The organism is Cytobacillus spartinae (assembly GCF_042865285.1).
Taxonomy (GTDB): Bacteria; Bacillota; Bacilli; order Bacillales; family Cytobacillaceae; genus Robertmurraya_A; species Robertmurraya_A spartinae.
This window is the reverse complement of record NZ_JBIACK010000002.1, coordinates 372,126-396,344: the sequence shown is the minus strand read 5'-3', so window position 1 is coordinate 396,344 and position 24,219 is coordinate 372,126. Positions and strand designations below refer to the sequence as shown.

The window sequence follows — 24,219 nt, the reverse complement described above, 5'->3', positions numbered from 1 at the left end:
GCCCTTTCCACTTTTCGTAAAACGGCATAAAGATAGAGTATACTAAAAAGAAAGGAGGAAACAACATGACATTTTTCGGTGGGAATGACATCGATAATATGGCTGAGTTTCTAAATAGAATTTTAACATTAGGGGACAAAATTGAGGTATTATCTGGTGATGACGACATCGACGAAGGTTCATTTGTGTATGCAAGTGGAAATGTCCTTGTATGGGTTGACGATGATGGTGATCTAAATACAACTAATTTAGATAACATCACTGTCCGCAAAATATAGTCTTTACTAGAATGGCTGGGTAATCCCCAGTCATTTTTTATTTGTATACTTATCTCGAAAATAGGTCTATGCCCTTACACTCAATTCAATTTTTAATACTATATATAGACTAATAAATTCATATATAGGAGGCTAATCCATGAGTCTAGCACACAAGTTGAACGAGGTCTTTACAATAGGTGATAAACTAGAAGTGTTGTCAGGAGCAGAGAAACTTTTTTGCGAGGGAATATTCCTTTCTGTAGAAGATGAGTTCCTAGTATGGGCAAATGAAGAAGGCGATGTTCTGTTCACCCAATTGGATGGAGTAACCATTAAAAAGTTATAAATAGACTATTAAAGAAACTAAAATCACCTTTCCTAGCAAAGTCTTTGGAAAGGTGGATACATATCTATGCTTGTATATATGAAAGTCCTAAAAGAGATTAAACCTAGTTTTCCTATTTATATTTTTTCCATTCAGAGTAGACAGAGGGTCTTAGTTGATTAACATGTGCTAAAAAATCACCTGAGAGTCCATACTTTTTGAACCCTTTTAATAACTTTGTTGGAACCGGACTTTCCGAAGAAAAGGCTCTTTTATGGTCGATTACTTTTAGATTTCCTTCTTCATTTATAAGTACATGTCGTATTTCTGTGTCCCATCTCGTAAATCCGATCTTTTTTAATTCATCGAGCATAAGTAAAATTTTATTTGTTAACTCTTCCGTAATTTGCTGCTCTTTTTTTAAAATACGTGCAAGTGAAGTACCCTTTACAAATTCCATCACGATATAATTTTTGCCATATTCGTATAAACGAGGGATAACTGGTGACGATTGTCCGGCTTGAAGCGCTTCTAATTCCTTTTCTTGAATATCTTCTTTAAAAAATAGTTTTACACACTTATCATCAGAAATTCTGTACACCTCGCCATCTTTCCCGTCTCCTATAAGAGTATATTCCGCTAACTCTTTTCTAGTAATCCTTCCTTCTCGATCCGTGTTATCTTTTTTAAAATAACTCTCCACTGATTTCACTCCCTAGCTTCATTGATTTCCTTTCCTTTATCCTATGAAAATACACTGTAGTAGGAAACGCGGACAAAAGTATAATTTCAATCAAGATTTGCTAGGTTTTTTCGTGGTCGTCAATTTGACTGTATCATTTTACATTTTAAATGTTTTTCATTTGTAATTTAGTAAAATATACTGTATGGAACATTCCTCTTTTTAAGGTATTACTAATAGTATTTAAAGTATCTCTTAAATGCCTATAAATCATATAAATTGCACATACTAACAATTATTAACATATGTACATTTTCAATTCCTTATGTGATGGGGTTTTGCTCAATGAAGAAGTTTTTTAAAGCCAAGTTTGTCGGTGGGCGTATTTACAAAACTGGAATTGCCGTTTTTGTAACTGCAGCCCTATGCCAATACTTTAACCTTCCAGCTATTTTTGCAGTAATAACGGCGATTGTTACCATTGAACCTACTGCATCTGATTCTATAAAAAAAGGAGTAGTTCGTTTTCCGGCTTCAGCTATCGGGGCTGCTTACTCTATGATTTTCACCTATATATTTGGTGACCAAGCTATCACCTACGCATTATCTGCCGTGTTGACCATTATTACTTGTCACAAGCTTAAACTAGAAGCTGGGATTCTCGTTGCAACGCTAACAGCAGTAAATATGATTCCAACCACACATGACCATTATTTAGAGTCTTTCTTTGTAAGATTAACGACTACTTCTATTGGCCTGGCTGTTTCTACTCTTGTTAATATTTTTATTTTTCCACCTAACTATTCAAAAGATATTGTTAAAAATACGGCTCATTTATACGAACAATCAGCCAATTTATTGATGGAACGAATAAAGGAAATGATGAATGGCAAAATCAATAAAAATAATCTATTAACGTTTGAAAAATTAATGAAGCAAGTTGAGAAGACAGAGCAACTCTGCCAATTTCAGCGTGAGGAATGGAAGTACCATCGCCATACAAAGCTACAAATGCGTGAGTATCATTATGAGCATAAAAAACTTTTTGTTATAAGACAAATCCTTTACCATATTGGAAATTTAATTTATATGCCCGTAGAAAAAGATATCTTCAACTCGACGGAAAAACTAAAAGTGAATCATACCATCAAATCAATATCAAATATTTTAAGTTCTGAGAATCACAATATTCCAAAAGAGCATTCAATATTAATTAATGATCTATCTGAAGAGTTTTGGCAGATGAGGAAAAAAATAGATGTTCAAGATCATACTACTAAACATCAACACTTTCCTTCTAAAGCAATCATTTATTTCGAACTGCTTTCAATCGATGTTTTAGCACAGGATCTTCAGAAAATACATAAAAGCGAGTGGAAACAACAAGCCATTACCGTTCCTGTTCAAAAGTTTAATAAGGATGTATGAAGCTGAGCTAGCATAGTTATTTGCTCGTGGAGTATCCTAACCTTGAGGTGACTAGCTAAATGATAAACAATACGAACGAAGATTATAAAAAGAATCAACAGGACGAAAAAAAAGAGGTCTTAGAAATAAGCTCTACAGGATATGGTTTTGAATCTCATATCACTCCAAAGGAAGAAAATAAAACTACAGAACCGGTTGAATAAAATGAAAAGAACAAGGCATATTTGACCTTGTTCTTTCTGTATATTATTGGTATTTAGTACGAAGTTCAGATGAGTGACTTTTTTAATGTATGAATACGGAAATTTTTGTGCTAGTGGATCGATTTGCATAAGATTTCTTTTTAAAATTAGGACGTTTTGTCAATTTGATAAGCTTAATTAATTTTGTATAAGAAAATCAAGCACTTATGCACGAATTTCCGATTATATGCACGAATTTCTAAATTTATGAACGAATTTCAGATTTATATGCACGATTTTTTCAACTTATCGATTATTCGACTAAATCCGACAAACCAAAACCGCAAAAGGCAAGCCAAAAGAGCCTGCCACAAATACAACTATTTCGCAAAACGATGATTCCCAATTTCAGTCGTAACTGTTTTTGTACGAAGCCACTTGCTGCTAGTCTGATCTGGATTGAAGAAATATAAAGCGTCAGTAGCTTGTCCTTTAAGGGCAATTGCAGCTTCGACAGCAGCTTTTGACTCATCACCAGCTGGATCTTTGATCATTCCGTTATCAACCGGTTGGAATTGTCTTTTTTCATAAATAACATCTTTAATCGTATCTGGGAACTCATCACTTTCCATACGGTTTAATACAACTAATCCAACCATTATTTTCCCCGCATATGGCTCCCCTTTTGCTTCCGCATGAACTAGCCTTGCTAATAAATCTTTTTCCTTTTCTGTGATTCCTTTAGGAACAATAATCTTATCTCCGGCCTTTAAATGGCTATTAAAGTTTATTTGTTGTAGCTCGATTTCAGATACTCCATGTTCAAGGGCAATTTTAAAATATGTGTCCTCATCCTTAACTGTATATATATCAATCCCATCAATCGTTTGGGCAGATGATTTAGAACCAACATTCATTAGTTGGAATGAGAACATGATCATAATTGTAAGTAAACCTACAATCTTCTTCATCGTATCTCCTCCATTTTTTTAATTTAACATACCTACTACGGTAACATACTTTCCCCCTGAATTTTCGCGCCAATTTTTACCACAAGAGATAAAAGAACTATTTTCTAAAATAATACATTCATTTTGCTAGCCAAAAAAAAAGAATCTGTTATAATGAAAATGCAATTAAATAGGTAAGAATAGTAGGGGGACCGGTGTTGCCGGTTGAGATTTCATCCTTAAGATGTTGACCCTTTGAACCTGATCTGGTTAAAACCAGCGTAGGAAACATATTCTAAAACAATGTTGTACATATATTGTTTGTAAATATGCGCCCAGGTTCTTACCTTGGGTGCTTTTTTGTTAGGGTCATTCCTTTTATCCTCTTCTATTCTTGCATGAACAACCTAGGAGGTACTATATGAAGAAAAAATGGTTAGCAATTTTATCCACTGCATTCTTATTAGCTGGGTGTGGCGCAAACGAAGAAAATGAATCTGCAAACGACCCGAAGAAAGAAGAACTAGAGAAAGTTACTGTCGTACTTGACTGGACACCGAATACCAATCATACGGGACTTTATGTAGCAGCTGATAAGGGTTACTTTGAAGAAGAAGGCCTAGATGTTGAGATTATCATGCCTGGTGAAGCTGGAGCAGATCAGCTAGTAGCTTCAGGTCAATCTGAATTCGGAATAGGTTACCAAGAAAGTGTTACACAGGCTCGTGTTCAAGGAGTACCATTGGTGTCAATTGCAGCTATTATTCAACATAATACGTCTGGTTTTGCCTCTCCTGTAGAGAAAAATATTAAAGAACCTAAAGATTTTGAAGGCAAAACGTATGGTGGTTGGGGCTCTCCCGTGGAGGAATCTGTTATCGCTTCACTGATGCAACAACAAGATTCAGATGTAAGTAAAGTTTCTTTTGTAAACATGGGTGATTCCGATTTTTTCACAGCTGTTAAAAGAGATATTGACTTTGCTTGGATTTATTATGGTTGGACTGGTGTTGAGGCAGAGCTACGCGGAGAAGAAATTAATATGGTCTACTTAACGGACTACTCGGAGAAACTAGACTATTATACGCCAGTTTTAACAACAAATGAGAAAATGATATCAGACAACCCTGAAACCGTTAAAGCATTTGTAGCAGCTGTTTCTAAAGGCTATCAATTTACGATTGACAATCCTGCTGAAGCTGCAGAAATTTTATTAGCTGCTGCACCTGACCTAGATGCTGATTTAGTAAAAGCAAGTCAAGAATGGCTATCCCCAAAATATCAAGATGATGCAAATAGATGGGGAGTACAAAAACAAGAAGTTTGGGAGAACTATGCTTCTTGGATGTATGAAAATGGATTATTAGAAAAAGAATTGGAAGCTGAAAAAGCATTCACAAACGAATTTTTACCTGAGTAAGGAGGCATTTGAATGAGCAATGCGCTTGTTAGTATTCAAATACTGCCGAAAACAAAAAATGGGGAAAGTGTAATCCCCTACGTTGATGAGGCAATATCAATTATTCAAGAATCTGGTGTTAAATACGAGGTTCATCCATTAGAAACAACCATGGAAGGAAATCTTGAACATTTACTTCAAATCATCACTCAGATGAATGAGAGGATGATTGAAATAGGAAGTAGCAATGTAATTTCTCAGGTAAAAATTTTGTATCAGCCTGATGGAGTGTCCATGGATAAACTTACGGAGAAATATCGTCCATGAAGACTTCGTTAAAAAGAGGATGGAGACCTGCACTGGTTCTCCTCCTTTTATTCATTCTATGGGAAATTATCGTAAAGGTAGCTGAAGTACCTGACTGGCTTTTACCTCCTCCATCAAAAATAGGAAGTGAAGCAATTATTGGGTGGGGTAATTTTTCTCCACATTTACTTTCAACAACAAAGCTTGCTCTCCTCGGTCTATTGATAGGATCATGCATTGGCTTAGTTACTGCCATTATTCTACATCTTATTCCATTTATTAGAGAATCTGTTTATCCATTGTTAATCCTGTCTCAAAATGTACCGATTATCGTCCTTGCTCCGCTGCTTGTCATTTGGTTTGGATTTGGATTGCTACCGAAAATAATCGTTATAACACTCGTATGTTTCTTTCCAATAACCGTCGCAGCTTTAGATGGCTTTAAGCAAACAGCCCCGGAATTGACTCATTATATGAAAATGGCAGGAGCAACAAAGAGTCAATTATTTTGGAAGCTTGAATTTCCGTACGCCCTACCTTCTATTTTTTCAGGTTTAAAAATTTCTGCTACTTATAGTGTAATGGGCGCTGTCATATCCGAATGGCTAGGTGCAAAAGGCGGTATTGGTGTTTATATGACCCTTTCTTCCTCCTCCTTCCGAACAGATCGAGTCTTTGTAGCCATCTTTGCAATTATGATTCTAAGCTTAATCTTTTTTGGAATGATAAAACTTGCAGAAAATAGGCTTGTTCGATGGCAGAATAAGGGGGATGAATAACCTTGAGTCTCTTAACAGTAAAGAATCTAACAAAACAGTTCGGGAATAACCCGGTCATCCAACACTTAAGTTTTTCGATAAATGAAGGTGAATTTGTTTCTATTCTTGGTCCATCGGGTAGTGGAAAAAGTACCCTCTTTCATCTCATCGGAGGAATCCTTTCCCCCAACACAGGCTCGATTCAATTAGCAGATCAAGAAATTACGGGGAATCGTGGCCATATTAGTTACATGCCACAAACTCCTTCTCTACTTCCATGGAGAACCGTCTTGCAAAACGTACTATTAGGACAGGAATTGCACGGAAAAAAAGACAAAGAGAAAGCAAAAGAGATGTTACAAATAGCTGGTCTTGAGCAGTATATAGATGCATTTCCCCATGAACTTTCTGGAGGTATGAAACAACGGGCAGCCTTTATTCGCGCACTCCAAAGCCCCCAGCCAGTCATTTGCCTTGATGAGCCCTTTTCTGCCTTAGATGAATTAACTCGTCTTGATATGCAAAAATGGTTGTTGTCTATCTGGGAAGAGTATCGTAGAACGATTTTATTTATTACCCATAACATTGAAGAAGCCTTATTCCTATCTGACCGAATCATCATATTGTCTAATAAACCTGCCAATGTAAAAGATGATTTCTTGGTACCTTTTGATAGACCTCGTTCAGAAGAGCTTCTACTCCAAGAAGATTTCTTACACTGGAAAAAGAAAGTACACTTTTCTCTAAAAGGAAGTGATTAATTGGTTAATTTAATTGATGCTCATGTGCATCTTGATCTTTATAAAGATGATGAGTTAGAACAACTCATGACCATGACCAATCAAGTAGAAAGCATAATTTCTGTCTCTTTTCATTTGGATTCTTGTAAGAAAAATTTGCTTTTAGCTGAAAAGTTCGAGAAAGTGAAACCAGCTTTTGGGTTTCACCCTGAACAGGCTCTTCCACCAGGACAGGAGCTTGAAGAACTTTTCAATTGGATTAAAGAAAATCAAGATAAAATGGTTGCAATTGGTGAGGTTGGTCTCCCATTCTACTTAAGAACAGGTAAAAACGTTGTTAATTTTTCATTAGAAAGATATTTAGAGGTATTGGAGCAGTTTATCCTCTTAAGTAAACAATTGGATAAACCAATTGTTCTTCACGCTGTATATGATGATGCTCCAATTGCATGTACCCTTCTTGAAAAGCATTCTGTAACTAAAGCACATTTTCATTGGTTTAAAGGCGATTACAAAACTCTTGAAAGAATGAAGAATAATGGTTACTTTGTTTCAGTTACTCCTGATATTGTATATGAAAAAGAAATTCAAGATCTGGTTCGTTGTTACCCACTAGAACAAATAATGGTTGAAACCGATGGTCCATGGGCATTTGAAGGGCCATTTAAGGGTACTCTTACTAACCCGACTATGATGAAGGAATCTATTAAGGTCATATCACAAATTAAGAAGCTTACTGAACCTGAGGTGTTAGAGCAAATTTATAGGAACACAAAAGATTTTTATGGGCTCTAAATACGTTAATCCTAAACCCCAGCTAGAAGTATCCTTGCTGGGGTTGAGTCTTTAACCTAATAATTGCTTTTTCATTTCCATAAGCTGTTTAAATTGATGGTCCAATTCCAAATATTTTTCTTCCCCTGGCGTAAGAAAACTTAGTTCACCTAAAATCGCCGTTATTTGGTTATTGATGACCATAAGTTCCTCTTCCTTATGACTATCTCTGGACTTTTTTGATTTTTCGGTTCCTAAATACTGTTTAAGCCCCTTTTCAAATCGCTTGATTTGTTTATTTTCAAAAATTAGCAGCTTATCGCTGAGTCTTTCAAGAAAATAGCGATCATGCGAAACGGTTAAAATGGTACCTGTAAACTCAGAAAGCGTTTCCTCTAGTTGCTCCCTGCTTGGTAAATCTAAATGATTTGTCGGTTCATCGAGTATCAATAAATCATAGTTCTTCATTAGAATATCAGTTAGCTTGACACGAATTCGTTCACCTAGACTTAAAGAATTGACTTTCTGTATAATCTTATCCTGTTTTAAACCTAAATTTGCAAATATCGTCCGGGCTCTGAAAATCTCAGATTGATGGGATAACTGTAGCGAGTCTATGGCACTCATATCCCCTGGTAGATCATGAACGTCTTGACTTAAGTAAGCGATTTTCAATGATTCACTCTTCCAGAGCTCACCTTTTGTTAATTCCTCTTCTCCGAGCAATAACCTTATAAAAGTAGTCTTTCCGGCCCCATTCTCACCTATGATTCCTACTCTTTCTCCGTATTTAATATAAAAATTCGAATCGGTAAATAATGTGTTATTTCCGTAGTTTTTCCCTATACCACTGGCCTCTATTACTCTTTTCCCGCGCTTACCAGATGAATCGAACTGAAACAAAATCTTCGTGTCCTCTTTAGGTTTATCAATTTTGTTTTTTTCCAGTTCCTGCTCTAACCGCTTCAGCTTTGACTTGACCTGAATATCCATCTTTTTTGCCTTCACTCGGAAATATTCTTTAAATCCATCCTGTTTCGTTGACTCACGATGTGCTTTATCAGACCATCTAGAAAGATTCTCCATTTGTTGTTCAATTTTGGCCTTGTATCGTTGCTGATTTGTATATTGATGTTCCTGTACCTCCCTCCTTTTTTTCTTTTCTTCCCGATACTCGGTGTAATTCCCACTGTACTGAACCAACTCACGATCCTCTATTTCAAATATTCGGTTGACGGTTTGGTCGAGAAATGATCGATCGTGTGAGATGATGAGGACAGGACCATCAAATGATTTCAATTGGGATACTAGCCAATTTAAACCTTTAAAATCCAAATGATTTGTAGGCTCATCTAAAATAAGCATATCAGGTTTTGTTGCCCAAACCTTAGCAAGAGAAAGCTTTAATTTTTCTCCGCCACTTAAATGCTCCGCCCTACTGGGATTCCATTTAGAAATATTCCCTAAGCCTAGTTGACTCGTATGAATCAATAATTCATGATTCTCTAAGTCAGTATAAACTTGCTGAAAATCATTCACTGTGTAGTCCACAGATTGAAGTAAATAGCCAATTTTAAGTGAACCATTTGGTGTTTCAATAACACCTTTATCAAAACCAATCTTTCCAAATAGGATATTCGCTAAGGTCGTTTTACCGCTTCCGTTATAACCGACTATCCCAATTCGCTCGTTCGCATTTATTGTAAATTTAATATCTTTTAATATCTCTTTGTCACCAAAGCTCTTATGAATTCCGATTACTTTCATCATCGTCATAAAAATCACCTCTCCTAATGCCGGAGAGAATTTGACATAAGAAATCCTCTCCGGAAGCCCGAAGAGGATATAGTTCGCCAAATATAAAAATATATAGAGCAAAAAAAGGCCATGCAAAAACCTAGCGTTTACTTGCTCAAATACATTTACAAAAAAGGGCATACTAATCCTATTCTTCGGAAATTTGCGTTATAGTGATCACAGGCAAACAGCTAAATTTCTTATCGCTATCAACCTAAAATCCTTATGAAATAAATCCTTTCATACGCTTCCTAAAAAATAAGATTAATACTTCATTCCCCTTTATCATTCCCTTCAAATAATTACCTAAAGTATATAAATCCTTCCACTAATTGTCAACATAAAAAGCAGAGGTTAGCCCCTCTGCTTTTTACAACCCTAACCTTATCTCATTACCACTTAAAGCAAGCAGCACCGACAATGATTAATAGGATAAATAGAACTACAATCAGCGCGAAGCCTCCACCGTAGCCAACTCCTCCAACTGCCGTTGGCGCTGCATAGCCACAACCGTATCCATAGCCACCATATCCGCCATATCCGTACATGTTTAATATCCCCTCCTTTTAAATAGGCCTCAATTCGTGAACATGTTCTATTTAATAATAGAAAAACACATTAGCCTGAAACTGCTAGGTTTCTAACTGTTTACACACACGAATGAGTTTAGTTTAGAACCTTTTATTAGTAACCGTATCCGTAGCCCCAAGAAGCACCAATGATAATTAAAAGAATGAACAGAACAACAAGTAGCGCGAATCCGCCGCCGTATCCAACAGTACCTGACATTTTTTATTACCTCCTTATTTTGAGTCAATATATCCTATTCATTTGACCCAAAAAGTGCGAATAGACAAACGCACATTTTTTAGACTTTTTCATCATGTTGATTTGCCTACAGGCTAAAAAAGGTTATCCAGTAGGCGTTTATTGAATCATTCTCCCTCTCAAAAATGGGCTTATTTAAACTGATATTCAGTCTGTAAAATCAATCAATATTGTCCTCTAGAAAAACAAAAAAGATCCCTCTGTGTAATACCACAAGGGATCTCTTTATTATCTCGATGCATATTGAGATTTAACGGAGCTAAGTTTGTAAGTTTTAGGATTTATTTGCTTAATGTTTGTAAAACTAAAATCGTACTCTATTACTTGTTGTAAGGGAATTTCTAGCCATCTGGTTACCCCGTATTGGGACAGTTGCTCCCTGTATACTGGCTTACAATTCTCTAGTAAACACACCTTTAACGTTTCAAATCCATCAAGGCTCTTAATTGTATTAACGATTTCTTCCTTCATTGATTGGCTTGTTAATACTCGTTCTGTTTTTGATGGTAAAGGAATTATTAAAGCATTATCTCTAATTTGTTCCTTTAAAGCTAGATTTGAATATGCTAGTTTTTTAAGCATCCGATTTAGCTTCCACATGTTAATTCCTTCTAAACTGTTCCAAATCATGTTACGATAGTCCTCCATGTCTAGTTGAAAAATTCCCCAAGCACCTCAATTGAGTTTGATATTATATCGCCATATCAACTTACTAGTTATTGCTTGATCTCTGTTTGGATTCTTTACGTATAAACATATCATAGTATGATGGTTCTATAACATTGCCAAAATAACTAAGTTTATTATTTTAGTATAGGTACTAAGATTTAAATCCCTTATATTTTAAAATTCATTTTTAAAATATTTGCCTTCCTTAACGTATCAAACACGATCACAACTGCTGGACCTGCAAATAGTCCAATAAATCCTAATAGCTTAAATCCTATATATAGACTAATAAGTGAAGCTAATGGGGAAATCCCTAGATTTGTAGAATAAACCTTAGGCTCTATTGTTCGTCTAATGACCGTAATAACAACAAACAATATAATCAAACCAATGCCTAAGAAATTATCCCCTTGCAGGATTGCTACAATTCCCCAAGGCACTAATACAGAGCCTGTCCCCAAAATAGGTAGAATATCCACTATAACAATTAACAAAGAAATTAAGACCTTATTGGAAACGCCTAGTACTGCAAGTCCCACAAAGGCCAACATGAAAGTAAGAGCGCTTAGTATAATTTGAGCTTTAATAAAGCCAATTCCTGCACTAGTTAACTTATTGGTAACTAATGAAACTCTAGTTTTTGTCTCTATGGTTAAATATTGGGATAATTTTTGCTTTAAATTCGGAAGCTCCAGTGTAATTAAAAATAAAGCAATTAGATAAATTAAAAATTCTATTAAAAAGCCTGGTATTGCTGTAATTAAACTAAATGCAGACGAAAACAAGGTTTGTAAAAAGGAATCTAGCGAATTAACACTATTTTCAATCGTATTTTCTACAGATAGTACCACCTCACTTGGTAAGGTTTCTAAGTATTGGTACATCTGTCTTATAATCGGTAAAAGGGTAGACAAATAAAAATCTTGTACTAAGGTTGGGGTGTTTTCAGATAGGCTCGTAATTTGTTCTATTGTGATTTTCAGAAGCTGATACCCGATCCCAATTAGTATTAAAATATAGCTAATAAAAGCTAGAATTACACTATTTACTCGGCTTAAGCGAAACTTTTTTTCAAACCAATTTACCAAACCTTCTAATAAAAGTGCTGTGACTAAAGCTAAGATTAGCGTAATGGTATACGGGATAAATACTACGCCAATAATGAGCCCAACTAAAATAATGATGATATTCTTCCTCATGAATTTCTCTCCTGTTTGGTAATCGAATAGATGGATTGTCTTTACAAACTATTTACAAAAAGCCCCATCGTAAAGATAGGGCTCTATCTGGTTTTGTTAGAATATGAATTTACATTGCAGCTTTTGAAAAAACAATTTTTCTTTCGGAATAGCATTAATAAAGCTTACCACTTGTTAATACCAGAATCCCCCATAAGGTACTGGATAATATGGCACTGGATAAAAAGGATATATTGGCGGCCTTGCAAGGGCACCTATTGCCAAGCCACCTAATAGCCCCCCTAAAAACGGAAAGCCAAAACCAAATGGTCTTCCAAAAAAAGGTCTTCCAAAGAACGGTCCTCCAAAAAAGATCCTTTCGTCACCACGGTACATAGTGGGCACATACTGATAACCAGTATTCAACTCAATTTCCTCCCCTATTTTTTCTAGAGACTGTTATAAAATCATTGTTTATTTTGTAATCTTTTACCGAAAAAGCAGAAAAACAAAAGTTAAACAACAAAAGCAAAAAACAATCTCACTAAAGGATATGTTCAATGTTCGTAAAATTCTTGGGTGAATGTCCTCATTATTTATTAGTTTAAGAATTTTAGGGTTGTAGGAAACTGATACAAAAATCTGACTGATTACACTATTGGTTATGTCCTTTAGGATAGTTTATTCTATTTTTAATTAAAATGGAATTTTTATTATTTTGTAGATTACCTAAATGGGGGTTATTATAGGTTGGACAGACATAAGGCGTTTTGAAGTAGTATAAATTGAGATTTACAAAATATAGCGCACCGTATCGTTACTTTGGAAGTGTAGAATTATTTCAAAGTAGAACATGTGTTACCAAATAGCAAGATTCAATGAAAAATCTCTTTTTAAAAAGACAAAAGGTACAGACAGTGAGTAACAAACATTACTCTCACTTTCTGCACCTTTTACAAATCAAGCTCCAGTCTTGCATAGGGACTCATTCTTTCCATTGTCCAAGGAGGATTCCAAACAATCTCCACTTTGATTGCGGCTAAATCCTTCACTTTACGTTCTACCGTCCTCTTTATGGTCTGAACAGTAGTTGAAGCGATGGTTTCTCCTTTAGATGGCATTGTCATAACGATTCCGCATTCATTCTCTTCATTTATATTTACTTCATATATAAGCCCAAGATTAACAACATCAATTCCTAATTCTAAATCTATTACATCTTCTAATGCTTGATAGATCTTCTGTTTTGTTGGGTTAATCAAATCAGCTGCTCCTTCCACTTAAGAGGGTATTCTCTATGTTCTCTCACAACTATAATACCCTATAAAAGCAGCTGTTATATGTTAACCAAATCACAATTCACGGAAAGTACAAGAACTTATTCGTTATTTTTTCACAGGATTGTCGAAGAAATTACATATTTGAAAATTGCGCTAAATATCGAAAGTCCAGCCTGCTGTATTGAGACAACAAGTAAGCCGACCTAGTCGCATTTGGCTTTCTTAGCGTATTCAGACCCTGAATTATATATTCCGCTGGTCCAACCCCAATTCCATGTCCAAAATACGTGTGATCATCTAACATTACAACATTTTCGCCTAGCCAAACTGGGTCAGCGTAATCGGGATTATGGAAATACAAGACATCTCCAGGGATAAAATCAGTACCGACTCTTGTGATAATTCTTAAATCCTCATCATAACTCCAATTCCATACCAGCAATTGGCTAAATAATTGATTAAATGCCTGCTCATTAATAACCTGTAACACAGCATAGTAGTAGATGATTACAATCGCTGTTGAACATTCAAATGCATACATATGACTATTAGTATAAATATCTCTTATTGCATCTGATGGTCGTACATTGGGCCTCAGTCTATACCCACTTGGTGTTTTAATCCAAAATGCGGTATTAAACTTGGAAATTTTAAAAGGCGCAAACTTAATATTACTCTCGTAAAGCTTTAGCGAAGCTTCAATGATTTTTTCTCTTAGCATCAAATCAAACGCCAATAAATATATCGTATCATAGCGATGAACATTTTCACTCTTCTTTAGAGCATTAAATATCACCTGCTGCCTAATGGATAATTGAAAAGGAACATTCTGAAGGATCTGACCCTTTACTGAAATCATAGAAGGCACCTCATTCTTACTTTTACTACCATGCTATGCAAAACATCTAAAGTCGTTTGTAAAAATGAGTTGCTTTTCTTTTCCTATAATTGGTATACATATCCAGATTCAGGGTTTTAATATGATTTTCAAACAACCCTCTTGTTTTTTATTAAAAAGCTTATATGCTTTCTCTCCATCATTTAGTGAGAGATGGTGGGTGATGATGTCGCTGGGGTCAAGCTCTTTTTTTTGGAGAAGATTATATAAATAGGGAAGGCTACGAATAACTGGAGCATAGCCCATTTTCAGCGTTACATTTCTAGAAAAAAGATCACCTAGAGGAAAGCCGTTGTATCTTAACCCATAAACCCCAATAAGCTGAATGGTTCCACCCTTCCGCACCGTTTCAATTGCAGAAGTTACAGACCCCATTGCTCCCCCTTGTAGCCTAAGTGCTGATTCAACAAGTTCATAGGGCTTCATTTTTCCACTCATCCCAACACAATCTATAACAACGTCTGCTCCGCCCTTAGTCAACTCCTTTAAGACATTGGGTAAGTCTTGTATTTCTTGAAAGTTATAAGCTTCAACATGATTTGTATGTTTTGCATGCTGAAGCCTATATGGAACACAGTCTACCGCAATAACTCTTTCGGCACCTTTGAGCCAGGCAAACTTTTGAGTTAAAAGACCAATTGGACCACTTCCAAATACAATAACGGTATCTCCTGGTTTTACTCCTGCATTTTCTACACCCCAATAGGCTGTTGGAATGGCATCTGTTAATAGAACTAATAAATCATCTGTTAGCTCACTAGATTCAGGCACCCGAAATGAGGTGAAATTTGCAAAAGGCACACGCACCATCTCTGCTTGACTCCCAGGATAGTCCCCAAACAAACGGGAACAACCAAAGTATGCACCCACCTCGGCCTGAGGTTCCTGATTTGATTCATCACATTGACTCTCAAGTCCACTTTCACAGTAAACACAATGTCCACAAGCAATGTTAAATGGAATGACAATCTTGTCCCCTTTTTTCACACTTTCAACCTTTTTACCAACCTCTTCAACAACCCCAACTGCCTCATGCCCTATAACATAGTCCTTCTCTAGGCTTGGAAGCATTCCATGATAAAAGTGTAGATCAGAGCCACAAATTGAAGAAGCAGTAATCCTAACGATTATATCTTCATCTTTCTCAATCTTTGGGTCAGGAACTTCTTTCACTTTGACATTCATAAAACCTTGATACGTAACAGCCTTCATCTTTCGGCCTCCAACTATTTGTCTGTCAGTCTCAACAGATAATAAATGATTGCATCTTGCTCATCCTCTGTAAAACCGGTTGATTCGTCAACCCAAAACTCATGTCCATCTCCTGAAATATGTGATGAGATCATTGATTTAGATGCTAGATTCGCTTCAACTACCCTTTTTCTTAATCGTGAATCCATTACTGCTTTTAAACTGTTATATGGGTCTGGTTTGATTTTTTTCATCAATGTATTCGGCAAACCTAACTCCATATTCTCACCAACTGAAATGCCACCATCGTGTAAGTATGGTGCACTCCAATAAAGGCCGTAAAGGCTAATGGTCTTATAGCCACCATTTGAAGTTCCGTGTGCCCACCCCAATTTGAGCTGTTCCCTTTCTTCTTCTGTTAAAGGTACCTTTTCGATTTTTGGATCCTTTGGTAACGGAACAGGAGTGTCTTCGGAATACAGACTAGGTTCTGCGAAAAATTCTTCTGTTTTTTTAAATGCTTTAGCCCTTGAGGGGTTTGTCCCAATTTCTTCGCTCTTGATTAACTTATTACTAGTCAAATATTGCCCAGCGTGACATGAGATACAACCAGCAGCCTCGAACACTCTTCTACCTTTCTTGTACTTCTCTTTATCAACTTCCAAACCAGTTTTGACTGGTTGAAGAGAATTCATATAAGCAGACATCGCATTTTTTTCTTCCCATACATGAAAGCCTGGTGTAGATGATAACATTCCTACACTTGTCATAAAAGAAATTTTTGGGTATGTGGGGGCTGGGATAAGTTTATTCACCCCAGGTACTCCTGGTGTCGGATCGACTTTCGCGAAAAATTCAGTCGGCTTTTCATCCAAGTTAGGCTTATAACGAAATTTTGGATTAGCCGCATTTTGAAGAGCAGTTCCAAGATAGATCTCTTTATCAATGTCTAATACCGCCTTACTTATTTCTGTGGCAGAAAGAGCGTCCATATTCTGAGCATGTGCATTATTAATTGCTGCAGTTAACCCCTTAAAAGATCCTGCCTGTCCTTGCCCACTCCAACCATATGGATGATCTCCTAATGTGAACGTATCAGGCCATTGAACGGGGTTATTCTTAAGGTCAATCGTCGTATCATTACTACCCCTTGGCCATTTTACAAATTCTGAATCTGTAAACTTTTCTAATTCCACTGGATCTGGGAGAACAGCAAGCTCTCCCTCTGAGGTTTCTATTTTACGATCTGCATCCTTTATAAAAAGCTTAAGATTAGCTAACTCTGTATGCGAAAAATAAGAGGCGGTATTGGTTCCCATTGCAAGCGCTAGCCCTACATCTAAATCGCTGTTTGGGATGCCTTCTATCACATTCCCCCTCGAATCAACCGAAGCATGACATACTGCACAGCTAATTCCAGCTTTTAATCGCCCTTCGTCAAATACTACTTTTACTCCTAATGGGGTAAGAGAGCCTTTTGCAACATCTAAACCTGTATCAATCAATTCACCTTTTTTAATTTTTCGATCACCTGCTTCAAAGTCCGTCGCTGCTTCGACTTGAAGATTAGAGGTCCCTTCTCCTTTTAATTTCAGAATAGCTTTTGCAATGTTTCCTAGGGTAAAAGCGCCATCAAACATGCCAAGAATATCAGAGAAAAATACCTCATTACCAAAAGTCTCAGAGAAAAACTTTTCTTTACCCAATTCAATTTGTGTTCGAGTACCCGTTTCCTCTTCAGAACCTAATGATTGAATCTTTGAAATGGAAATCTCTTGATTTAACGTTTTATCATCCTCTGGAATGAACGCATATTCAAGCGAAATATTTTTAATGAGAAAATACCCACCAATTAGGAGTATTGATATTATTGAGCTGGCTATTATCCTTTTTTTCATCGCAAGTAAACTCCCTTACCATATTTACTCAATTACCCCGGTACCTTTAACCTTAACGTTTGTTATTACATTGAAATCAATTTCAGGATAAATTTCGTTCCATCTTTCAAGTTCTGTTTTGTTATTAAAACGGGTTGCACGATATTGTAAGCCAAATCCAAAAGGATCTAAATTGAGATCTCGAAGCTTTATTAGAAATTGTTCAATCTCCTCTTTTAACTGCTTTTCTGCTTTTTTACCGTACTCTTTTAACTTCTCGTTCTGTATTTGCATGCTTGACTCTTCAATAATTCCTTCGACATCAACCTTGAAATCAATATAAGGCTTTTTCCCCTTCTCATCATGGATTGCATAGGTTCCTTTAAATACCTCTGCAGCAAGAATAAAAAAGTCTTCCCCCTCTTCCTCGACTCTTATATCCACTTTTTCAAAACCAGTATCTATCTCATTAAACAGTTTCGTTTGCTCAGCATTAAGGGTTAGTACACCCTTTTCTTGATCAAACACTGTTGCTGTTTGAACTTGGAACATTTTCTCTTCCCTTTTTTCAATAATCGGTAGGACTGCACTTTGCCCTTCAGTTTTCATTTCACGATGAAATTCAAATAAGTATTTTGGAATCGTATAGGGAGTTTCAGATCCCTTTAAACTTAACGTTAAGAAAAGTGAGTTAGAAGGAATCCTTTCGATTTCTGGCGTAATTTTCATAACTTCCAGTGCAGAAGGCTTGCCGATACCAATCCATGATATCTTTTGAATATCACGTCTTCTTAATAACCAGTCCAAGTTTTCCTGAATTGGCTGTTTAACCATTTCCTCCCCTATTAAGAAAACTTTCATGTGGGCAAAGTCAATTTCTCTATCCGATCTTGCCTTAATGATTCTAACAGCTTCCGAAATTGAATTGGATTCCTCGCTTTCTATAATATACTCACTTTCCCCAACTTGAATTTCCGCACTAGGAATGGCGAGCTTAAGATGTACTTTATACTTCTTTTCTTCGTTTTCCGGCTTATCAATTCCCATCGTTACGACAAAGAATCGATTATCAATATCTTTATATCCACAGCCGGCTAATAGAGAAATAACTACTAATAGAAGAAATATAAAAGTATATTTTTTCATCGCGTATTCCTCCAGATAATAAAGATAATAAACAATGCACCTATATATTCACTTGGCAAGCGGATGACCAACCACCATTCAGACATTTTAAATACAGTTAATTCATCTACATAAAACTGGATATATAAATAGAGGATTGAAAAGAATGACAGAATTAGGTAATCTAGTTTTACCCATTTCAATATCCCTTTAGTGTCATCTACTTTTTTAGGTAAAAGACTTTTAATCATTTCTAAACCGACATGCCAATGAACAATGACATTGATAAGTGAAATTCCAACGTACATCAATAAGAATATGAAAAAGACCCGTTCCACAAAGAAAAATTTAATCCTAATCGCATCGGCTGTACTTAACCATGGATATGTAAACTCCCCAATCCCATCAAATCCGTAATAACCAATGGGGAGAAAATACGTTGTAAATAATACTCCGAAACCAACAGGGATTAGTAACCAAAAATATTTTAAATTAATTCCTTTGGAAAACAGTCGGTTAAAGATAACCAGGTTAATATAACCGGTAAAAACATATGTTGCCGCTGCTATGGAATGGATGGTAGGAATATTTCCTATATGTGTACCTGCCTCTAACATGTTCATCCAGCTTAAATTGTCATTTACAAATGCCTTGAAGAAAATAAAACTAGTCAGCGGAAGGTTAACTAATAATATGAGCTCTAAAACATATAAAACCTTCTTGGATGGTAGTGCCGAAGACCATGATACAAACACTAAAAACAGCATTGCAATGTAAATCACATCTATATCTGGATTGATAAACCTTTTGGTTATATCCGTAAAAGCCAAAAGAGCAATAATACCCGCCGAAAACCAAATTATTATAAGATAAATCAAAAGGGGACGTGATATCCATTTAGAAACTTTGGCTTCATCCAAAATCTCTTTGACGTCTTTTCTAGGAACTTTAGACATGAACTTAGCAAACAAATAAGCCATAAGTAACCCAATAGGTATAGCAATTAAGATCGCCATTACAGCCCCATCTTTTCGATTGTCAATCAAAATTCTAGGAACGAAAACAATTATATTCGCAAGCATATTCAAAAATATTAAGTAATAAAAGTATCTGCTCTTGAACATATATTGTTCCCCCTTTAACTACTTTTTTTCGCTTCCCCCGCAGTGATATTTAAATATGGTTGTCCAAAGCTATCAAGTCCTACCAGAAAGACAATAAGTCCCATAAAACTCACAACAAGACCTATCATTCCTGTCATGGCTGTAACCAATAAAATAATATATTTAACAACTCTCATGGCAAAACTCATCTCATTGATCGGAATAACAAAGTTTGAAATTGCCACTGCAGAAACAATGATAATCATAATGTTTGATACCAATCCCGCTTGGGTTGCTGCTTGTCCTAGGATGAGCCCTCCAACCGTTGTAGCTGTCGAACCAATGGATTTCGGTAACCTGATCGATGCCTCAGTCAGTAGCTCCATCATTAAGAGCATGAAGAATACCTCTATATAAGCAGGGTATGGTACAGAAGCCCGACTCCCCGCAACCCCGAATGCCAGTTGTACCTGAAAAATTTCAGGGTTATAAGCAGTAACACCCACGTAAAATCCTGGTAACAGAATACTGATAAATAATCCTATATAACGCAAGGTGATGAGAAACTTACCTACCCAATAAGGTTGGTACAAATCCTCCATCGAACTCATAAAATCAAAAAAAACAGCTGGCAACACAAGTGCAAATGGCGAACCTTCAATGAGTAACACGACTTTACCTTCGGATAAATTTAAAGCCACTCTATCTGTCCGCTCTGTGATCATAAACACCGGAAATAGAGTTCTTTTACGAGGTGTTAATAGTCTTTGAAATTCCCCTGCAGATTGGATCACTTCCTGAGAATTTTTGATTGAACTTATTTTCTTTTTAACATTTTTCAAGACCTCGGCATCTACTTTGCCTTCATCGTATAGAATCATTAGCTCCATCTGAGTAAGCGATCCTATTTCGTCTTTCTCAATTTTTAAAGTAGGTTGATGGTATCGATGTCTAATAATATTTAGATTGGTAACTAGATCTTCACTTAGTGCCGTTTGCGGACCCTGGATAGTTGTTTCAACTGAAGCATCCCCAACTCCCTGGCTTACATATTTCTTTAGGGAAATAATCGAGACTGAATGGGGTCCTAATAACACAAGGCCCCCTCTTAGGATTTCTTTTAGGGCGTCATCATCCGTTGTGTATTCCTTATATGCTTCTAGAGACTTAACATACCCTTCAAATTTTCTTGGGTCACTTAATTCAAAAAACGGCTTAACAAGTATCTCTTGAACCTTATCAACATCACAAATACTTGTTATATATATAAACTCGATTTTCTGCCCTTGTAGGGATAGCTCCTGGTATTTTGCATCTAGGGAATCCGCTAAATTATCTTTAAAAAACTGCTTAACTTTCTCATTCTTTGTTTTAATCATAGAAGACTCACCTGGCTGCTTTTGGATTTTTTGCATATATTTCTTAGTATGTTCAAGAACACTTAAATCATCCATTTGTAGCCAATTTGTAGATTAAGTAAAGTAAAAAGCCAATCCAAATCTAGTTGGAATGGCTTTTTACTTCTTTTGTTTTGTTTCCCCTAAATGTTCGGTATAATTCAAAACTCAATATTCAAAGGGAATTAAGAATCACAGTTTAATAACTGAATTGAAATCTTTATAATCATTTAAATAGAAATCTGCCCCTACGGTATTATTTTGAAATAGACAGGTCTTCATTCCTAATTGTTTGGCAGGAATAATATCTAGCTCACGATCTCCGATAGCAAGTTCGATACGATGTTTGTCATGAAGATGTTTATATGAAGCTGAATCCGGCTTTCGCGGAAATCCATCATCACCTGCAACCATGTCGACAAAATAATGCTCAAGCCTATGAAAAGTTAAAATGTTGATAACATCTTCTCTCTCTTTATGCGTCATAATGACATTCTTATTTGCATTTTTCAGAATATCCTCAACATGAGGAAATGGATACAAATCATCTGGTTTCAGTTCTCTAACCCTACTTCGAATATAGATTTCTTTTTCATCAGTGAGATTAAAATATTTTAGAGCATGTGAGAAAGAGACCTTCAAAAGCTTATATATTTCATCTTCCGTCACACGGTCTTCCAATACTTCTTTCACAATCTTTGTATACGCTGGATATGTATTAAATATCGTTCCATCAAAATCCCATAAAATATTCACTTTAGCACCTCTCCTGAATGGTTTCTTCCCTACTAACATTACCATTATCCATAAAAAAACTACCCTCTCTTTTTAAAAAGGGGGTGACCATATGATTCTAACGTATGAAACGGAACTATTTTTTATATTACAGGCATTTAATGTGCCTCCTATGCTTAGTAATTTAGATAAATACCTTTTAAAAGATTCTATAAATGCCGTTAGATAAGAAATATTTGTTAAAATAGATGAAATATATCAAATTGTTAGAACTGAGGTATACCTACTATGGATTTTATTAACCATCAATTTCTCAAAAGGATTGAAATTAAAAGGGATGAAGTACCAACCTTTAACCAATATCCCTTTAATATCCCGAGTATTAAATTACTTAAAGACATCACATTTCATCCTAATGTAACCTATCTTATTGGAGAAAATGGGATGGGGAAATCAACATTGCTTGAAGCCATTGCTATTTCCTCTGGATTTAACCCTGAGGGAGGCTCTCTTAATTTCAGCTTTTCCACCTATGATTCTCACTCTAGTTTAGAACAGTATTTAAGAGTGATGAGAGGTACTAATCGACCAAAGGATGGCTTTTTTCTAAGAGCTGAAACCTTTTATAATTTAGCCTCCAATATTGAGGAATTAGATAGTGATCCATTAGGTGGTGGACGAGTAATTGATTCCTTTGGGGGAGTCTCACTACATGAGCAATCCCATGGTGAGGCATTTTTTGCTACGTTTATGAATCGATTTGGTGAAAATGGTCTTTACATTTTAGATGAACCTGAAGCAGCGCTCTCCCCACTAAGACAATTATCTATGCTATCCAGAATTCATGAGTTGGTCAAAGAAGGCTCACAGTTTATTATAGCCACCCATTCACCTATCATTATGGCTTATCCTTCTTCTACCATTTTTGAGTTTTCAGAAGAAGGGGTCGAAGAAAGAACTTTAGAAGAGACCAATCATTACAAAATTATGAAGCAATTTTTTGAAGATAAAGAAAGACTCCTTCATCATTTATTGAATCAATAATCATGTTGAAATTTATATTCATAGTTTTCTTAAATTGTGGAACCTTAACAGTGAAAGACTAAACTGAAAAGGAGCCATAGCATGAAACACCTACTTGCTTTATCTATTAAATACATTTTTGTTGGAATTATCCTTACTTCATTCCTATGGGTGTTTAATATTCCCATTGGATCCATCCTAATGTTTGCTCTCGTGGTTTCGGTAGCAGCGTATTTCCTAGGCGATTTAATTATCTATCCGAGATTTGGGAACTTAGTAGCTACTGCAGCAGATTTCGGTTTATATACCATTGCCTTCTGGTTCATCATTTATTCTTTTACAGCTAATACAGCCAATAGTGTAATTGCTTCTGTTACCACTGCATTTGTGATTTCATTAGTAGAAGCCCTGTTCCATAGCTTGTTTATTGCAAGATTCTTCAAAAGAGCAGAAACAGCTGAAAAAGATTTAGCGGTACAACCTGCTGTAAGCAAACCAAGATTTAGCCCTGTTCGTTACATGACTGAATTTGCCGATGAAGTGGATATTAACCTCGTTGCAAAAAGAGCTAAAAAGAAGTAGAAAATCAAAATAGCAGAAAAAGGTACAGTCATAATACCTTTTTCTGCTATTTACGGTTTCATATTACTGGGATATCATACTCAACCTTTAAGAATAATCGCTTGAGTTATCCCCACTTATGAATATAGTTTCCTTTATGATTCTTTATTCGTTCAATTAGTTTTTCTGAATCATCTTCTATAAGAATAAGATCTTTATATTCCTTTTTTACAAAGCCTTGTTCAATCATGTGATCAAAAAGTGAGTACAAAGGTTGGTAATATTGATTGATATTAAGCAGTGCACACGGTTTGTTATGATAACCTAGCTGCGACCAAGTAAATACCTCGAACCACTCTTCTAGTGTACCGGTTCCTCCCGGTAGAGAGATAAACCCATCAGATAATTCTGCCATTAAAGCTTTTCTTTCATGCATATCCTTTACGACATGAAGTTCCGTTAAATGATTATGAGCAATTTCAACACGAACTAATTTTTCAGGTATAACACCAATCGCTTTACCGCCAGCCTCCATAACTGCATCTGCTACAGCACCCATACACCCAACTGTCGCGCCACCATATACTAGATCCAATCCATGTTCAACAAGTCGTTTTCCTAACTTTCTTGCCTCTTCCATATAAATTGGATCGTTTCCACTACTTGACCCACAAAATACTGCTATTGTCTTCAAACTTCTCATTCCTCTCAGAATATTCCATTTTTCATTCTATATATTGGAAGTTTAGAGAG

The 24,219-nt window shown here is 36.0% G+C and carries 28 protein-coding genes and 1 riboswitch; of the genes, 11 read left to right on the top strand and 17 right to left on the bottom strand.

Annotated features, from left to right (window positions below; genetic code table 11):
- Positions 1-65 precede the first annotated feature (65 nt).
- Both ACFYKX_RS07915 and ACFYKX_RS07910 read left to right on the top strand, forming a co-directional pair.
- Positions 66-278, top strand: a complete 213-nt coding sequence (locus tag ACFYKX_RS07915; protein WP_389359788.1) for a hypothetical protein — start codon at positions 66-68, stop codon at positions 276-278.
- 139 nt (positions 279-417) lie between these two features.
- Positions 418-606 carry a hypothetical protein gene (locus ACFYKX_RS07910; RefSeq protein ID WP_389359786.1) on the top strand — a complete coding sequence of 63 codons (189 nt, stop codon included), beginning with the start codon at positions 418-420 and terminating at the stop codon, positions 604-606.
- A 112-nt stretch (positions 607-718) separates the two neighbouring features.
- Here ACFYKX_RS07910 and ACFYKX_RS07905 read toward each other — a convergent pair whose 3' ends face one another.
- Entirely contained in the window at positions 719-1,288 is a 570-nt protein-coding gene (locus ACFYKX_RS07905) for an RIO1 family regulatory kinase/ATPase domain-containing protein (protein ID WP_389359784.1), read from the bottom strand.
- 324 nt (positions 1,289-1,612) lie between these two features.
- On the opposite strand from ACFYKX_RS07905, the gene ACFYKX_RS07900 reads away from it, so the two are divergent.
- Both ACFYKX_RS07900 and ACFYKX_RS07895 read left to right on the top strand, forming a co-directional pair.
- Positions 1,613-2,695 carry an FUSC family protein gene (locus ACFYKX_RS07900; protein ID WP_389359783.1) on the top strand — a complete coding sequence of 361 codons (1,083 nt, stop codon included), beginning with the start codon at positions 1,613-1,615 and terminating at the stop codon, positions 2,693-2,695.
- Between the two features lie 59 nt (positions 2,696-2,754).
- Positions 2,755-2,898, top strand: coding sequence for a hypothetical protein (locus ACFYKX_RS07895; protein ID WP_389359782.1), 144 nt, complete (start codon positions 2,755-2,757; stop codon positions 2,896-2,898).
- Positions 2,899-3,257: 359 nt separating this feature from the next.
- On the opposite strand, the gene ACFYKX_RS07890 is transcribed toward ACFYKX_RS07895, so the two are convergent.
- Positions 3,258-3,848, bottom strand: coding sequence for a cell wall hydrolase (locus ACFYKX_RS07890; protein ID WP_389359780.1), 591 nt, complete (start codon positions 3,846-3,848; stop codon positions 3,258-3,260).
- Between the two features lie 174 nt (positions 3,849-4,022).
- A riboswitch (TPP riboswitch) is annotated at positions 4,023-4,132 on the top strand.
- Positions 4,133-4,248: 116 nt separating this feature from the next.
- On the opposite strand from ACFYKX_RS07890, the gene ACFYKX_RS07885 reads away from it, so the two are divergent.
- The 5 genes from ACFYKX_RS07885 to ACFYKX_RS07865 are packed head-to-tail and all read left to right on the top strand — an operon-like array spanning position 4,249 to position 7,825.
- A complete protein-coding gene (locus tag ACFYKX_RS07885) occupies positions 4,249-5,247 on the top strand; it encodes an ABC transporter substrate-binding protein (RefSeq protein WP_389359778.1) in 999 nt (332 codons plus the stop codon).
- Positions 5,248-5,259: 12 nt separating this feature from the next.
- On the top strand, positions 5,260-5,553 hold the full coding sequence (locus ACFYKX_RS07880; RefSeq protein WP_389359776.1) for a thiamine-binding protein: 294 nt from the start codon (positions 5,260-5,262) through the stop codon (positions 5,551-5,553).
- Positions 5,550-6,311: an ABC transporter permease gene (locus ACFYKX_RS07875; protein ID WP_389359774.1), complete on the top strand. Its 762-nt coding sequence runs from the start codon at positions 5,550-5,552 to the stop codon at positions 6,309-6,311. The genes ACFYKX_RS07880 and ACFYKX_RS07875 overlap by 4 nt, the downstream gene beginning before the upstream one ends.
- A gap of 2 nt (positions 6,312-6,313) precedes the next feature.
- Complete coding sequence (locus tag ACFYKX_RS07870; RefSeq protein ID WP_389359772.1) at positions 6,314-7,051, top strand: ABC transporter ATP-binding protein; 738 nt, start codon at positions 6,314-6,316, stop codon at positions 7,049-7,051.
- Complete coding sequence (locus ACFYKX_RS07865) at positions 7,052-7,825, top strand: TatD family hydrolase (protein WP_389359771.1); 774 nt, start codon at positions 7,052-7,054, stop codon at positions 7,823-7,825.
- 51 nt (positions 7,826-7,876) lie between these two features.
- Here ACFYKX_RS07865 and abc-f read toward each other — a convergent pair whose 3' ends face one another.
- The 14 genes from abc-f to ACFYKX_RS07795 all read right to left on the bottom strand — a co-directional run bounded on the left by abc-f (position 7,877) and on the right by ACFYKX_RS07795 (position 21,903).
- Positions 7,877-9,580 carry a ribosomal protection-like ABC-F family protein gene (abc-f, locus tag ACFYKX_RS07860; RefSeq protein WP_389359770.1) on the bottom strand — a complete coding sequence of 568 codons (1,704 nt, stop codon included), beginning with the start codon at positions 9,578-9,580 and terminating at the stop codon, positions 7,877-7,879.
- 413 nt (positions 9,581-9,993) lie between these two features.
- Positions 9,994-10,149: a YjcZ family sporulation protein gene (locus ACFYKX_RS07855; protein ID WP_389359769.1), complete on the bottom strand. Its 156-nt coding sequence runs from the start codon at positions 10,147-10,149 to the stop codon at positions 9,994-9,996.
- 136 nt (positions 10,150-10,285) lie between these two features.
- Complete coding sequence (locus ACFYKX_RS07850; protein WP_389359767.1) at positions 10,286-10,390, bottom strand: YjcZ family sporulation protein; 105 nt, start codon at positions 10,388-10,390, stop codon at positions 10,286-10,288.
- A gap of 267 nt (positions 10,391-10,657) precedes the next feature.
- Positions 10,658-11,059: a hypothetical protein gene (locus ACFYKX_RS07845; RefSeq protein WP_389359765.1), complete on the bottom strand. Its 402-nt coding sequence runs from the start codon at positions 11,057-11,059 to the stop codon at positions 10,658-10,660.
- 206 nt (positions 11,060-11,265) lie between these two features.
- On the bottom strand, positions 11,266-12,297 hold the full coding sequence (ytvI, locus tag ACFYKX_RS07840) for a sporulation integral membrane protein YtvI (RefSeq protein WP_389359763.1): 1,032 nt from the start codon (positions 12,295-12,297) through the stop codon (positions 11,266-11,268).
- 174 nt (positions 12,298-12,471) lie between these two features.
- Positions 12,472-12,672 carry a hypothetical protein gene (locus tag ACFYKX_RS07835; protein WP_389359839.1) on the bottom strand — a complete coding sequence of 67 codons (201 nt, stop codon included), beginning with the start codon at positions 12,670-12,672 and terminating at the stop codon, positions 12,472-12,474.
- Between the two features lie 557 nt (positions 12,673-13,229).
- Complete coding sequence (locus ACFYKX_RS07830) at positions 13,230-13,538, bottom strand: metal-sulfur cluster assembly factor (protein ID WP_389359761.1); 309 nt, start codon at positions 13,536-13,538, stop codon at positions 13,230-13,232.
- Between the two features lie 151 nt (positions 13,539-13,689).
- Entirely contained in the window at positions 13,690-14,415 is a 726-nt protein-coding gene (locus ACFYKX_RS07825) for a protein-glutamine gamma-glutamyltransferase (RefSeq protein WP_389359759.1), read from the bottom strand.
- 108 nt (positions 14,416-14,523) lie between these two features.
- Positions 14,524-15,666, bottom strand: coding sequence for an alcohol dehydrogenase catalytic domain-containing protein (locus ACFYKX_RS07820; protein ID WP_389359757.1), 1,143 nt, complete (start codon positions 15,664-15,666; stop codon positions 14,524-14,526).
- 14 nt (positions 15,667-15,680) lie between these two features.
- On the bottom strand, positions 15,681-17,543 hold the full coding sequence (locus ACFYKX_RS07815) for an electron transport protein (RefSeq protein ID WP_389359755.1): 1,863 nt from the start codon (positions 17,541-17,543) through the stop codon (positions 15,681-15,683).
- A gap of 24 nt (positions 17,544-17,567) precedes the next feature.
- Positions 17,568-18,668 carry a Ger(x)C family spore germination protein gene (locus tag ACFYKX_RS07810; protein ID WP_389359753.1) on the bottom strand — a complete coding sequence of 367 codons (1,101 nt, stop codon included), beginning with the start codon at positions 18,666-18,668 and terminating at the stop codon, positions 17,568-17,570.
- Complete coding sequence (locus ACFYKX_RS07805) at positions 18,665-19,771, bottom strand: GerAB/ArcD/ProY family transporter (protein ID WP_389359751.1); 1,107 nt, start codon at positions 19,769-19,771, stop codon at positions 18,665-18,667. The genes ACFYKX_RS07810 and ACFYKX_RS07805 overlap by 4 nt, the downstream gene beginning before the upstream one ends.
- 14 nt (positions 19,772-19,785) lie before the next feature.
- Positions 19,786-21,129, bottom strand: a complete 1,344-nt coding sequence (locus tag ACFYKX_RS07800) for a spore germination protein (protein WP_389359749.1) — start codon at positions 21,127-21,129, stop codon at positions 19,786-19,788.
- 210 nt (positions 21,130-21,339) lie between these two features.
- Positions 21,340-21,903: an HAD-IA family hydrolase gene (locus ACFYKX_RS07795; RefSeq protein ID WP_389359747.1), complete on the bottom strand. Its 564-nt coding sequence runs from the start codon at positions 21,901-21,903 to the stop codon at positions 21,340-21,342.
- A gap of 267 nt (positions 21,904-22,170) precedes the next feature.
- On the opposite strand from ACFYKX_RS07795, the gene ACFYKX_RS07790 reads away from it, so the two are divergent.
- Complete coding sequence (locus ACFYKX_RS07790; protein ID WP_389359745.1) at positions 22,171-22,926, top strand: AAA family ATPase; 756 nt, start codon at positions 22,171-22,173, stop codon at positions 22,924-22,926.
- Between the two features lie 81 nt (positions 22,927-23,007).
- Positions 23,008-23,487 carry a DUF2512 family protein gene (locus ACFYKX_RS07785; RefSeq protein ID WP_389359743.1) on the top strand — a complete coding sequence of 160 codons (480 nt, stop codon included), beginning with the start codon at positions 23,008-23,010 and terminating at the stop codon, positions 23,485-23,487.
- A gap of 106 nt (positions 23,488-23,593) precedes the next feature.
- Here the strand turns inward: ACFYKX_RS07785 and ACFYKX_RS07780 are convergent, their stop codons facing one another.
- Positions 23,594-24,160 (bottom strand): LOG family protein, encoded by a 567-nt coding sequence (locus tag ACFYKX_RS07780; RefSeq protein ID WP_389359741.1) that lies wholly within the window; start codon positions 24,158-24,160, stop codon positions 23,594-23,596.
- Positions 24,161-24,219 lie beyond the last annotated feature (59 nt).